At 62.7% G+C, this 11,913-nt stretch carries 12 protein-coding genes; 5 read left to right on the forward strand and 7 right to left on the reverse strand.

Features of this window, described 5'->3' with window-relative positions; genetic code table 11:
• Nucleotides 1-163: 163 nt before the first annotated feature.
• From gloA2 to AAFH49_RS05945, 5 genes are all read right to left on the reverse strand, one after another.
• Entirely contained in the window at nt 164-553 is a 390-nt protein-coding gene (gloA2, locus tag AAFH49_RS05925; RefSeq protein WP_342296583.1) for an SMU1112c/YaeR family gloxylase I-like metalloprotein, read from the reverse strand.
• A gap of 70 nt (nt 554-623) precedes the next feature.
• Complete coding sequence (locus AAFH49_RS05930) at nt 624-1,109, reverse strand: DinB family protein (RefSeq protein WP_342296584.1); 486 nt, start codon at nt 1,107-1,109, stop codon at nt 624-626.
• Nucleotides 1,110-1,202: 93 nt separating this feature from the next.
• On the reverse strand, nt 1,203-2,342 hold the full coding sequence (locus AAFH49_RS05935) for a redoxin domain-containing protein (protein ID WP_342296585.1): 1,140 nt from the start codon (nt 2,340-2,342) through the stop codon (nt 1,203-1,205).
• Between the two features lie 123 nt (nt 2,343-2,465).
• On the reverse strand, nt 2,466-3,059 hold the full coding sequence (locus AAFH49_RS05940) for a nitroreductase family protein (RefSeq protein ID WP_342296586.1): 594 nt from the start codon (nt 3,057-3,059) through the stop codon (nt 2,466-2,468).
• A gap of 141 nt (nt 3,060-3,200) precedes the next feature.
• The gene (locus AAFH49_RS05945; RefSeq protein ID WP_342296587.1) at nt 3,201-4,652 is read right to left on the reverse strand and encodes an alpha-amylase family glycosyl hydrolase; all 1,452 of its coding nucleotides are present in this window, start codon (nt 4,650-4,652) and stop codon (nt 3,201-3,203) included.
• Between the two features lie 250 nt (nt 4,653-4,902).
• Here AAFH49_RS05945 and AAFH49_RS05950 point away from each other — a divergent pair, with 250 nt between their 5' ends.
• From AAFH49_RS05950 to AAFH49_RS05960, 3 genes are all read left to right on the forward strand, one after another.
• Nucleotides 4,903-5,937 (forward strand): YncE family protein, encoded by a 1,035-nt coding sequence (locus AAFH49_RS05950; RefSeq protein ID WP_342296588.1) that lies wholly within the window; start codon nt 4,903-4,905, stop codon nt 5,935-5,937.
• 69 nt (nt 5,938-6,006) lie between these two features.
• On the forward strand, nt 6,007-6,750 hold the full coding sequence (locus AAFH49_RS05955) for a phosphatase PAP2 family protein (RefSeq protein ID WP_342296589.1): 744 nt from the start codon (nt 6,007-6,009) through the stop codon (nt 6,748-6,750).
• Between the two features lie 45 nt (nt 6,751-6,795).
• Nucleotides 6,796-7,437: a phosphatase PAP2 family protein gene (locus tag AAFH49_RS05960; protein ID WP_342296590.1), complete on the forward strand. Its 642-nt coding sequence runs from the start codon at nt 6,796-6,798 to the stop codon at nt 7,435-7,437.
• Nucleotides 7,438-7,461: 24 nt separating this feature from the next.
• Here the strand turns inward: AAFH49_RS05960 and AAFH49_RS05965 are convergent, their stop codons facing one another.
• Nucleotides 7,462-7,998: a GNAT family N-acetyltransferase gene (locus AAFH49_RS05965; RefSeq protein ID WP_342296591.1), complete on the reverse strand. Its 537-nt coding sequence runs from the start codon at nt 7,996-7,998 to the stop codon at nt 7,462-7,464.
• A gap of 289 nt (nt 7,999-8,287) precedes the next feature.
• On the opposite strand from AAFH49_RS05965, the gene AAFH49_RS05970 reads away from it, so the two are divergent.
• Together AAFH49_RS05970 and AAFH49_RS05975 are read left to right on the forward strand one after the other, a co-directional pair.
• Nucleotides 8,288-9,358: an NYN domain-containing protein gene (locus AAFH49_RS05970; protein ID WP_342296592.1), complete on the forward strand. Its 1,071-nt coding sequence runs from the start codon at nt 8,288-8,290 to the stop codon at nt 9,356-9,358.
• A gap of 105 nt (nt 9,359-9,463) precedes the next feature.
• On the forward strand, nt 9,464-9,835 hold the full coding sequence (locus AAFH49_RS05975; protein WP_342296593.1) for a hypothetical protein: 372 nt from the start codon (nt 9,464-9,466) through the stop codon (nt 9,833-9,835).
• Nucleotides 9,836-10,029: 194 nt separating this feature from the next.
• Here the strand turns inward: AAFH49_RS05975 and ggt are convergent, their stop codons facing one another.
• Nucleotides 10,030-11,781: a gamma-glutamyltransferase gene (ggt, locus tag AAFH49_RS05980; protein ID WP_342296594.1), complete on the reverse strand. Its 1,752-nt coding sequence runs from the start codon at nt 11,779-11,781 to the stop codon at nt 10,030-10,032.
• Between the last annotated feature and the right edge of the window lie 132 nt (nt 11,782-11,913).

Genomic DNA, 11,913 nt, shown 5'->3' on the forward strand with positions numbered 1-11,913 from the left:
GGAAGCGGTGGAGTGTTCCGCTACGCGCCGCCAGGACTGGTGGTTGTGAGCCGAACGAGGTAGAGACGCACTATTTTGCGTCTCGTCGTTGAACGACCGAAACTGCGCCGAACCCCGCAGGCTAAATAACATCAGCAACGACGAGACGCAAAATAGTGCGTCTCTACACCTCGTAGAACTCCAGTGGCAACCCATCAGGGTCCGAAAAAAACGTAAACCGGCGGCCGGTAAATTCATCCACGCGCACCGGTTCGCAGGTCACGCCGTGCGCCTCCAGGTGCCGGATGGCGGCGGCCACGTCGGGCACGGCGAAGGCCAGGTGGCGCAGGCCGGCCGCTTCGGGGTAGCTGGGGCGCGGAGGCGGGCTGGGGAAGGAAAACAGCTCCAGCACGTACTGCCCATTCACGGCCAAATCCAGCTTGTGCGAATCGCGCGCCGCGCGGTAGGTTTCGGCCAGAATTTCGAGCCCGAGAATTTCGGTGTAGAAGCGTTTCGATGCCGCGTAATCGGAACAAATGAGGGCAACGTGGTGCAGGCCGAGCAGGGGCAGCATGGGCAAATGAATGTGGTGATGAGCTGCCAATATCCGGAATTGCGTCTGGTTGTTTGGGGCTCGGGGCGGGCTAGGTACGGATAATATCGGTATCAACCGGCACGTAGCCCAGCAGCCGACTCATGCTCAGTACCTGGCCCCTGTGGTGGAATTCGTGCGTGATGGCATGCGTAAACAGCTGCAAAGGCGTGAGCTCCAGCGGCTGCGCCTGGCGCGGTAGGATAAGTGATTTCGGCACCAGCCACTCGGCCGCGTAGTGCTGGCTGAATTCAGCCACCAGCGCATCCACTTCTGCAAATCTGGCGCGCAGGGCTGCGACATCTGGCACGCTTTCAGGCTGCGGCCGGGTGGCCTTCTGGTTTAGTCCCACCTCGCCCAGCCAGTAATAGTAGCAACCGGCCACATGCACCAGCAGCTCGCGGATACTGCCGTTGTTCATCTCGGCCACGGGAGTGCTGAAATGGGTGGGAGCAAAGCTGGCGCAATAGTCCAGCAAAATGCTCCGGGCGCTCCGAACCAGCGCGTACTGTTGCGTAAAAGCAGTGTTTATCAACATCAAAAGGAATGCAAAACGCCGCAGGTCGGGGCCATTTCGGGTAAGAAAGAAAGGATTCCTGGCCTGCGGCGTAAACTATTGTGGAAAAGGCGGTTAGTTTGCCTTGTTTAGTAGCTTGCCGAGGGTGCTCTGCAGCTCGTCGCCGCGCAGGTTGGCGGCCACGATTTTGCCCTGGGGGTCGAGCAGAAAGTTCTGCGGAATGGACTGCACGCCGTATTCCTGGGCCACGGCGTTGTTCCAGTATTTCAGGTCCGAAACGTGCGTCCAGGTCAGGCCATCTTTCTCGATGGCACGGAGCCAGGCTTCGCGGGCACCTTCTTTGTCCAGTGACACACCGAGAACGGTAAAGCCCTTGTCCTTGAAAGCGTTGTAGGCCTTCACCACGTTGGGGTTTTCCTGGCGGCAGGGGCCGCACCAGCTGGCCCAGAAATCAATCAGGACGTACTTGCCGCGCAGGCTGCTCAGCTTCACGGGCACGTTGTCGGGGGTGTTTTGGGTGAAATCGGGGGCTACGGCGCCCACGGCCACCTTTTGCAGGCGCTTGATTTGCTCATCGATGCGCTGGCCCCGCGGCGTGTTGCGCACGCCAGCGTTAAGGCCCTGATACAGCGCGGTATAGGAGCCCACCTCGGGAACGGAACCGCCCAAATCCTGCAGCACAAACAGGCTGAACTGCGCATCGGGATGCGCCTTCACGTAGGCAGTCCGAATCTTATTCTGCTCGGCATCGATGGGGTCGAGCTTGGCATCCAGCTGCTTGATGTAGGCCGGGTCTTTGCGGGTGGCCTCAGGCTGGGCGCGGTACTCTTTGATGAAGGCGTCGTACCGGTCACTCAGCGGTTTCAGCGCAGCCGTCAGCCTGGCGTTTTCGTCGTTGAGCGGGGTGCCGCGCACGGTGGCTTTCGCGGCCGAATCGGGCGTGGTAATGGTGATGGTGCCCTTTTCCAGGTAGAAAAACTGCCTGGTGCCGTCCTTCGACTTCTTCTTGGGCGTGCCGTTGTGGCTCAGCGTGAGGGAGGCCCGTCCCGGCTCGGGCAGGGTTCCCTTGAACTCGAAACGGCCGTTTTTCACCACGGCCGAATCCGTGGTCCAGACTTTGTTGACGGGGTAGACCAGGTAGGCCTTCGTGACGGCGGCCTTAGCGCCCACGGTACCTTTCACGACAAAATTTTCGGTTTGGGCCTGGGCCAGCGCGGGCACCAGAAACAAGGCACTGTAGAGGAGCTTTTTCATAAGAATGATTGATGTGGAGCAGGAGAATGATGTCGTTTTTCAGGCCGCAGTTGCTTCGGAGCCCCGCAGCGGATGGCTCTATTTTACGTCCTAAATATAACCGAGCCCCGGGGGCGCGGGTGGCTACTCGCTCACCCAGCGCGTTTTGTCCTGCACCGGCCCGCGCTGGCCGGGGGCTGAGGGCACTTCGATGTAGCCCAACTGAAAGAACCCTAGCAATCTATCCTCCGGCCCGAGGCCGAAAAACGCCTTGGCTTCCTCCGTGTACGTGATGCCGCCGCTGCTCCAGTAGCCGCCCAGGCCGTAGGCGTGGGCCGAGAGGTGCAGGTTTTGCACGGCGCAGGCCACGGCTTCAATCTCCTCGATTTCGGGCAGGCGCGGCTCGGTGCGCTTCATGGCAATGGCGATGACGTGCGAGCACTGCGGCGGGTTGTTGCGCAGGTTGGCGTGCTTGCTGGCTTTGTAGGCCGGGCCAGCCGTTTTCTCATACAAATCGGCCTGAAACACCGCCAGTTTTTCGAGGCCCGCGCCCGTGAACACCGTGAAGCGCCAGGGCTCGGTTTGCTTGTGGCTGGGGGCCCAGTTGGCGTTTTCGAGCAGCTGCCAGATGGTGGAATCGGGGATGGCCCGGCCAGGCACGAACTGCGGGATGAACGTGCTGCGCCGGGTGCGGATAAGGGTGTTGATTTGCTCGGTATCGAAGAGGGGAGAGGTCATGGTGTAGAATGCATTGGGGAAATAGAACCTGTGTCGCTGACACGAAAACGGTCATGGATGTCATCGGGCAGACGCTCAGTCGGGCAAGATGCTTTGCTTACCCAACCAAGCCACCACAAGTTTTGATTGGCCCATGCCGGCTCATTCAATGATTCGGATTGCCCAGTCGTGTGCGGCTACCTGCACCGGGGCAGCGGTAAGTGGCAACGCCCCAGCCTTTGAAAAGACTCCCCGCCACGCCTGCGCTGGGCCGGCCGGCAGCGCCACCGCCCGGGGCAAATCGCCGAGATTGACAGCTACAAAAACCTTCGCCGCCCCTTTTTGCCGCACGAAAGCAACGCACTGCTCCGGTGCCGGCAGCAGCTGGAAGGAAGCCCCAGTATCGAAATTGCGCAGCGCTGGATGACGGTTTTTCAGGCCAATCAGCATCATGTAGAAACCCTGATAGCCATAATTAACCCACGGAATGGTATCCTTATCAAAAAAGCGCAGCCGCTTTTTCATCCCTGCTTCCTGACCGTTATAGAGCATTGGGATGCCGGGCCAGAGCATGGTGAGCACGGCTTCGGGCTGGGCATTTTTGCCGAGGCGCTCGTACTCGCTGCCGTCCCAGGCGTTGATGTCGTGGGTGCTGGTGAAGGTCATTAGATTCACGCCGGCGGGGTATAATTTCCGCTCGGCGGCCCAGTAGTGGGCTAGTTCAGTGGTGGGTTTCTGGCCCCGGCCCAGGCTATCGAGCAGGCCGTGCAGGCGCAGGGCGTAGGTAGCGTCGAAGGCCTTTTCGAGCAGGCGGGTGTTGGGGTCGAATTCCTTGCGCGAGATGAACGTGGGCGGGAATAATTCGTCCCACTCGGCCAGCATGAAAACCGGCTTTATCTTCTCCAATTCGGCCCGTGTGGCGTTCCAGAAATCCGTCGGTACCAGCCCCGCCACGTCGCAGCGGAAGCCGTCGAGGCCGGCCGTTTTCACCCAGTAAGCCATGGTTTCGGTCATGTACCGGCGCAGGGCGGGCTTGGTGTAGTCTAGGTCGATAACGTCCTGCCAGTCGGCCACGGGCGGCCGGAAATGGCCGAGGCTGTCGCGGGTGTACCAGTCGGGGTGCTCGGTGGTGAGGTTGCTGTCCCAGGCCGTGTGGTTGGCTACCCAGTCCAGAATAACGTGCATTCCGAGGCCGTGGGCGGTGTTTACGTAGTGCTGCAAATCGGCCAGCGAGCCCAAATCCAGGTTCACGGCGCGGTAGTCGCGCACCGAATACGCGCTACCCAGCGTGCCCTTGCGGTGGCTACGGCCGATGGGGTTTATCGGCATCAGCCACAGGATGCCCACTCCCATGCGTTGCAGGCGCGGCAGGTCCGCCTCCGCCGCCCGAAACGTGCCCTGCGGCGTGTACTGCCGCACATTTACCTGATAGATGGTAGCGTGGCGCGCCCACTCCGGATGCCGGATGGTGTAGGCCGCCGAATCACGCGTGGCGGCCGGTGAGGCGGTCGTTTCCGTTTCGGGTTTCGACTTGGTGCCGGATTGGCAGGCTCCCAGCAAGAGCAGGGGCAAAAGCAGCGCACGCAACGGGCGGAAAGGGGCAGGATAGGGCATGGCGCAAGGTAAGGAGCGGGGATTATTCGGACTATCAAGCAGTAAAGGCCGTCATGCCGAACGCAGCCGAGGCATCTCGCTTGTGAAAGTAATCCAATCGTGAAAATGGTATTGATGAGTGGTGGCAAGCGAGATGCCTCGGCTGCGTTCGGCATGACGTTTAAGAAATAGTTCTGGATAACGCCTTCAGCCCAGCTACAGAATCGGCTGCGACCTTCGCCGCATCGGTTTCATCCTAAGCCTTTCTCTCGTGAAAAACCTGCTGCTGGCCGCGCCCCTGGCCCTGACCTTTTTTGGCACCGCCGCCCATGCCCAAACCACGGCCGCCGCGCCCTACCACCTGCTCAATACCATCAATATTGGTGGCGAGGGTGGCTGGGACTACCTCAAAGTAGACCCCGCCGGAGAGCGCCTCTACGTGTCGCACGGCACGCGGGTGGAAGTTGTTGATTTGAAGACCCGCAAGGTTGTCGGTACCATTATGGATACGCCGGGAGTGCATGGTATTGAAGTAGTGCCGGGCACCAATCGCGGCTACATCACCTGCGGGCGCAACAACACCTGCGTGGTGTTTGATGTGAAGACTTTGAAGCCCATCGGCGCGCCCATCCCCACCGGCCCCAAGCCCGACGCGCTGCTGTATGACGCCTTCTCGAAGCGGGTATTCATCTTCAGCAACGACGGTGGCAAGAGCACCGTGCTCGACGCCAAAACCGGCGCCGTAGTAGGCACCGCCGAGCTGGGCGGCGACGTGGAAGAAGGCGTGAGCGACGGCCACGGCACCATCTTCGTCAACATCGAAAACAAAAGCGAAATCGTGGCCTTCGATGCCAAGACGCTGGCCGTGCGCCACCGCTTCCCGCTGGCTCCCGGCGAAGAGCCCACCGGTCTGGCCTTCGATGCCAAAACCAACCGCCTCTTCAGCGGCTGCGCCAACGAAAAGCTGGTGGTGACCGACAGCAAAACCGGCAAGCAAATCGCCGTGCTGCCCACCGGCAAGGGCACCGACGGCGCGGGCTTCGACCCCACCACGCGCAACATCATCACCTCCAACGGCGCGGGCACCTTCACCGTAATTCACGAAGACTCACCCAATAAATTCTCGGTGGTGACCAATGTGCCCACCGCCCGGGGCGTACGCACCATGAGCCTCGACCCGAAAACCAGCCACCTCTTCACCGTCACGGCCGATTATGGCCCCACGCCGGCCCCCACCACTGAAAACCCGCGCCCCCGGCCCAGCATCGTGCCCGGCACGTTTCGCGTACTGGAATTTGGGCGGTAGAAAGGGACGTTCTTTTTGGCGTTGAGGCCGTAATCCACCATTCACCAATTCCATCGATACTCCTGTTCTATGTTCACCACGCTCTGGCCCCGTTTGCGCCACGCCCTGTGGGTGCACAAAGTGCTGCTGATGGCCCTGTTGATTGGCCTGGTGCTGCCGTGGGTGGTGTTCGTGAACGTGGCCGAGGATGTTTGGGAGCACGGCGGTTTCATCGGCGACAAATGGATTCTGGAGTTTCTGCACGCCCACGGCACTCCCGGGCTCGATAAGCTGGCGCTGGCCCTCACCGCCGCCGGCGACCCACTGCCGATGGGGATTCTGGCGGTGCTCATCACGCTGGGGCTGGCCGGGTGGGGCACGCGTCGGCAGGCGTGGTTTTTTGGGCTGTCGGTGGGCGGGGCCATGGCCCTGAATCTGCTGGTGAAAGTACTGTTTGCCCGGCCCCGGCCCGCCCTGTGGCTCAGTTTGAAACCGGCCTTTTACTACAGCTTCCCGAGCGGGCACGCCATGGGCGCGGCGGCTGTCGCCACGGCCCTTGGTTTCCTGCTGTGGCAGCACCGGGGCCACTGGCTAGCCTGGGTATTGGGGCCGCTGTTTGCCCTGACCGTGGGCTGGAGCCGGATGTACCTGGGCGTGCATTACCCCTCCGATGTGCTGGCCGGCTGGACGGGCTCGGTGGGCTGGGTGGCGGGGCTGCACGTACTGTTCTCGCCCGAGTTCCACGAGCTGCGGCGGTTCTGGCGCGAGGCCCTGCACCGGCGGCTGCCCACCCTGGTAGCGCCGCCGCGGGAAGCGCAAAATGCCCCGGCTTAGTAACCCGCGTCGTTACTTGCCAGCGTTTTATCCCCCGGCCTCGTTATGCTTTCGCCTCCGCGTTCCGTGTTCAACCCAGCGCCACCGCCCGGCGCGTTGTGGTTGATTTTGCTGATTTCAGCCGGAATCTTTGGCTGGCTGGTCTTGGCTGTGGCGCACGCCGGCAGCCTGCCCTGGGATGTCCCCATTCTTGAATTCTGGCACCGCCACGCCACGCCGGGGCTCAATAAAGTGGCCGTATTCCTCACCATCGTGGGCAATACCTGGCCGATGGTAGGCCTCGGGGTGCTGGTGTGGCTGGCGTTGCTGCTGCGGCGGCAGTGGCGGGCAGCGTGGGTGTGGTTTGCGGCGGTGGGCGGCTCAATGCTGCTCACGCAGGTTATCAAACCGTTGGTGGCCCGGCCCCGGCCCACGCTCTGGGCCAGCATCCGGCCCGAACACACGTTCAGCTTCCCGAGCGGGCACGCTATGGACACGGCGGCCATTGCCACGGCGCTGGTGTTTTTGTGTTGGAATAGCCGCACGCGCGGTTGGGTGTGGCTAATGCCGTTGTTTTCGCTGGCCGTGGGCTGGGCGCGCATGTACCTGGGCGTGCACAACCCGTCGGATGTGCTGGCGGGCTGGGCGGCCGCCGTGGCGTGGGTGGTGCTGGTGCAGCTGGCAGCGCAGCGCATTCGCCGTATATAGCTATTCCTGCTGAAAATATGGGATTTACGCCCGTTTAGGCGCATCTGCCTCAAACCACACGCAGGGCAGACCTTCCACCAGAAACTCCGGCCCCTCGTGCAGGCCGATTTTGGTGAGGATGCGCCGCGAAGCCACGTTGTGCGCATCAGCGTAGGCGCAGATGCGGGGCAGGTGCAGCACCTCAAACCCGTAATCCAGCCAGGCCCGGGCTGCCTCAAAGCCGTAGCCCTGTCCCCAGAACTGCGGCAGAAACCGGTAGCCCAGGTCATAGAAATCGCGCTGCCCGTTGATGGGGCCGGCCACCAGCTTCAGCCCGGCCCAGCCCATAAACTCGCCGGTTTCGCGCAGCACCACGGCCCAGCGGCCAATGCCGTTGGCCTCATACTGCGCTTGAATGTAGCGAATCATATCCAGGCTCTGGGCCGGCTCGCTCACCATGTGCCCGCCAATGCCGCCGAGGTAGCGGTGCACGGCCGGGTCGGAATCGAGCGCGAACATGCCGGCCGTATCGGCATCGGTAAGGGGGCGGAAATGCAGGCGGGCGCTATCGAAAGGCAGCATAGAAGTAGGGTAGGAGCGGCGAAGTTACTGCGTGAGCATCAGCCGCTGGCGCGGGCCGGTTGCACCAGCAATGCCGGGGCTATTACCAAACCAGTGGCCTGGCTGCGTACCTTTATTCCTTCAAAGTAAACGATACGCCGGCAATTTATGGCTCCGCTTACTAGCCCGTCGGGCGCATTTTTCCGGTAGCCACAGCCGGACTATTTGCCGCTCTAGGTGCGTGTTGTTCAAGTGTTCTGGTCTTCCCTCAGCGCAGTTTTCTCGTGATAGGACTTAGTATTTCAGCATCATGTTGCCCAAACCGACAGCTTCCCCCTACGCGGCCGTTTTTATCGATTTTGAAAACGTCTATTACTTCCTGAAAAACCACTTTCACGACCCGCCCGACCTCAACGATATCTGCCTCGACATCGTCCGGACCTTGCGCGAGCAGCTCAGCGACAAAGGCCTCGATAGCCTCATCAGCTACGCCTATGCCGACTTCGAGCGCCTGGCCACCGCCCCCCAGGGTGCCCTCTACCTGATGGGCGTGAGCACCCGCAACGTGCTGGGCACCGACCACAAAAACGCCGCCGACATGCAACTCTGCATCGACGCGCTGGAGGTGATGTACACTCGGCCCGACATTGGCACGTTCGTGCTCGTGGCCGGCGACCGCGACTACATTCCTGTGCTCCAGCACCTGCGCCGGCAGGCCCGGCAGGTGCTGGTGGCCGGTTTCCGCGAGTCCGTATCCGGCGATTTGCTCCAGAACATCGGCTCCGCGCAGTTCATCGATGCCCGCGATTTGCTGTCGATTGAGCGCGTCGAGCAGCTCGAAAAACGCCGTGCCGACCGTCAGCGCAGCATTGAGGAAAGCCGCCGCCTGCGCGAGCAGGGTATGGCCGGTGTGCCCTCGGCCGCCGCGCTGGCCGCCCGCGCCGACAGCGGCGGCGAAGCCGCCGTGCCCCTGCCCAAAGTAGTGCCCGTGCCGTCGGCCAGCGCCCCGCGGCCCATTGTGCCGGTGCCGGCCCGGCCGTTTGTGTCGCGCGATGACGTGCCCGAATTTGCCCCCACCCGCCGCCTGACTACCGATATGGAGCGCCGCACGCTGGCCTTCATGCTGGCCGAGTTTCAGAAGCTCGAAGCCAAGCAGCAGCGCCGCGTGACGGAGTTGTGGCTGGGTCCGTTCATGCGCTTGCTCACCGACGAGCTGCCCGAACTGCCCGACTACGAGCGCCGCGACCAGCTCAACAAGCTGCGCGATGCCGGCACCATCCGCATCGAGAAGCGCGAGGGCGAGCCGCACCCGTTTTCCGTCATCGTGGTCAACTACAGCCACCCCGACGTGCAGGAACTCCACCCCGGCACCGAAAACTAGCCGCCCCGCCGGTTATCTTTGGCCGCCGAACGGCGCGCCGGCCTCTGGCCGCCGCCGCAGTTTGGCCCGTTCCCGTTCGTTTTCACACCCCTATTTCTTCGTTTCATGAGCTTTATCTCCGAAGCAGAATCCAGCATCCGCATGCTGTTCAACGTCAACAACGCCGGTTTCCACGTGGACCCCAGCCAGGGTCTCAGCCACCTCGAAAGCTGGATTCAGCACCTGCGCAGCATCGACCAGCCCGCCACCCGCCTCATGGTGACCGAACTCGAAACCTTGCGCAACCACATCAGCGGCAACAACGCCGCCGGCATGGCCCAGGCCTTCCAGAACCTCGGCGAGATGACGGCCAAAGCCGCCCTCACCACCCACAACTTCAGCGGCGAAGGCGACAAAGCCCGCGAGCTCAGCCAGAAGCTGATTTCGGCCGCCGGCAACCTGCGCCATATTGCTAACTCGCAGGTGGTGCAGCACTAGTTTGCGCTTGAGTTAAACAGTTGTTTGGGTTGCTTGTCCGATGAGCACAACCCAAAACCAGGAACGTCATGCTGCGCGAAGTCGAAGCATCTCTACCGCAATAGTAAACCTCTTTCGATTGGATTACTGCTGCGGTAGAGATGCTTCGACTGCGCTCAGCATGACGTTCTTTTTTCTGCTCTTATTCCTAACTTCTAATATCCCAGCGCCGTATCATCGCCGCGCGGGTCGGCGCCGCCTTCCAGGGTGCCTTCGGGCAGAATGTGGATGATGTCGAGCCGGCCCCAGGGCAGGCGCGGGTTGAGGTGGTAGCCCCGGGCGCGCAGCGTGTCCTGCGCGGCGGGGAGCAGCGCGCCGGCTTCTACGTCGACGATATCGGGCAGCCACTGGTGGTGCAGGCGCGGCGCGGTCACCACCTGTTGAGCGTTCAGGCCGTAATCGACAATGCCTAGGATGCTTTGCAATACGCTGGTAATGATGGTGCTGCCGCCGGGCGTGCCCGTCACCAGCGCCACTTTGCCGTTGCGGGTTAGGATGGTGGGCGTCATGCTGCTGAGCATACGCTTGCCGGGCGCGATGGCGTTGGCGGTGCCGCCCACCAGGCCGTAGGCATTCGGCACGCCGGCTTTGGCCGAGAAGTCGTCCATCTCATTATTCAGCAAAAAGCCCGCGCCGGGCACTACTACTTTGCTGCCATACGCCCCGTTGAGGGTGGTGGTGCAGCTCACGGCATTGCCGAGGGCATCGACGATGCTGTAGTGGGTGGTTTCGTCGCTCTCGTAGCCGGGCAGGCCGGTGCCAGCCGTTACGTCGGCGCTGGCCGTGGCGCGGCCCTTGGGGCGCATGGAGGCAGCCCGCTGGCGGTTGTAGTCCACATCGAGCAGCTTTTGCACGGGCACGAAGCCAAAATCCGGGTCGCCGAGGTAGGTGGCGCGGTCAGCGTACACGCGCCGCTCGGCCTCCGTGATGTAGTGCACGGCCAGGGGCGTGTGGTAGCCGGCCTGGGCCAGGTCGATGGGCTCCAGCATTTGCAGCATTTGGAGCAGGGCCACGCCGCCCGAGCTGGGCGGCGGCATGGTGATGACGTCGTAATCACGGTAGTGGCCGCGCAGGGGCTCGCGCCACTTGGCTTTGTAGGCGTCGAGGTCGGCCTGGCTCACGAGGCCGCCGCCGCGCTTCATCTCGCTGAGCAGCAGGCGGGCAGTTTCGCCCTTGTAGAAGCCGGCGCGGCCCTGGTCGCGCACGCGGGTGAGGGTGCGGGCCAGCTCGGGCAGGCGCAGGGTGTCGCCGGCCTGCCAGTCGCCGCCGCCGGGCCGTAGGTAGGCCGGCGGGTTGCCGGGGTTATACTTCTGAAAATCGGCGCGGGTGCGGTTGAGGCCGGCGGCCTCCTTGGCCGTGAGCGGGAAGCCGCGCGTGGCCAGCGCTACGGCGGGCTGCACCAGCGTGGCCCATGAGAGTTTGCCCAACTGCTTGTGCAAGGTCACCATGCCGGCTACGGTGCCGGGCGTGCCCACAGCCAGCGGGCCGGCGGTGCTCAGGTCGGGCACCACGTTGCCTTGCTTGTCGAGGTACATATCCCGCGTAGCGCCGGCCGGGGCGGTTTCGCGGAAATCGAGCGAGCCGGCCGAGCCGTTGCGGTCGCGGTAGAGTAGGAAACCGCCGCCCCCAATATTACCGGCTACTGGCAAAGCCACGGCCAGCGCAAACTGCACGGCCACGGCCGCGTCGTAGGCATTGCCGCCGCGCTGGAGAATCAGGGTGCCGATTTTAGAGGCCTCGGGGTGGGCCGATACCACCATGGCGTAGCGGGCCAGCCGGGGCGCGGCGGCCTTGGGCGGTGGCGTGCCCAGCGACCCTTCAAAAGCCCGCGAGGTGGACGTAACCGGCCGCTCGGCCGAGCAGGCCAGCAGCAGCGCCAGCGGAATGGTCAGTAGACGGTATTTCATCATTGGGCAAAATAACGCCATGTTTCAGCGGATTACTATTGCAGGGCCGAAATTGCCGGTTAGCTCGTATAAATTGCCGCCGAGCACCCGCCGCTGCCAAGCCGGCAGTGGCGGCGCGTTACATTTGGCCCA

It is taken from the genome of Hymenobacter segetis, from assembly GCF_038448715.1.
GTDB classification, from domain to species: Bacteria; Bacteroidota; Bacteroidia; order Cytophagales; family Hymenobacteraceae; genus Hymenobacter; species Hymenobacter segetis.

What these genes read in the sequence shown, in the direction of transcription:
- gloA2 (WP_342296583.1), bottom strand. Translation starts at nt 553, where the DNA reads ATGCTGCCCCTGCTCGGCCTGCACCACGTTGCCCTCATTTGTTCCGAT.
- AAFH49_RS05930 (WP_342296584.1), bottom strand. Translation starts at nt 1,109, where the DNA reads ATGTTGATAAACACTGCTTTTACGCAACAGTACGCGCTGGTTCGGAGC.
- AAFH49_RS05935 (WP_342296585.1), bottom strand. Translation starts at nt 2,342, where the DNA reads ATGAAAAAGCTCCTCTACAGTGCCTTGTTTCTGGTGCCCGCGCTGGCC.
- AAFH49_RS05940 (WP_342296586.1), bottom strand. Translation starts at nt 3,059, where the DNA reads ATGACCTCTCCCCTCTTCGATACCGAGCAAATCAACACCCTTATCCGC.
- AAFH49_RS05945 (WP_342296587.1), bottom strand. Translation starts at nt 4,652, where the DNA reads ATGCCCTATCCTGCCCCTTTCCGCCCGTTGCGTGCGCTGCTTTTGCCC.
- AAFH49_RS05955 (WP_342296589.1), top strand. Translation starts at nt 6,007, where the DNA reads ATGTTCACCACGCTCTGGCCCCGTTTGCGCCACGCCCTGTGGGTGCAC.
- AAFH49_RS05960 (WP_342296590.1), top strand. Translation starts at nt 6,796, where the DNA reads ATGCTTTCGCCTCCGCGTTCCGTGTTCAACCCAGCGCCACCGCCCGGC.
- AAFH49_RS05965 (WP_342296591.1), bottom strand. Translation starts at nt 7,998, where the DNA reads ATGCTGCCTTTCGATAGCGCCCGCCTGCATTTCCGCCCCCTTACCGAT.
- AAFH49_RS05970 (WP_342296592.1), top strand. Translation starts at nt 8,288, where the DNA reads ATGTTGCCCAAACCGACAGCTTCCCCCTACGCGGCCGTTTTTATCGAT.
- AAFH49_RS05975 (WP_342296593.1), top strand. Translation starts at nt 9,464, where the DNA reads ATGAGCTTTATCTCCGAAGCAGAATCCAGCATCCGCATGCTGTTCAAC.
- ggt (WP_342296594.1), bottom strand. Translation starts at nt 11,781, where the DNA reads ATGAAATACCGTCTACTGACCATTCCGCTGGCGCTGCTGCTGGCCTGC.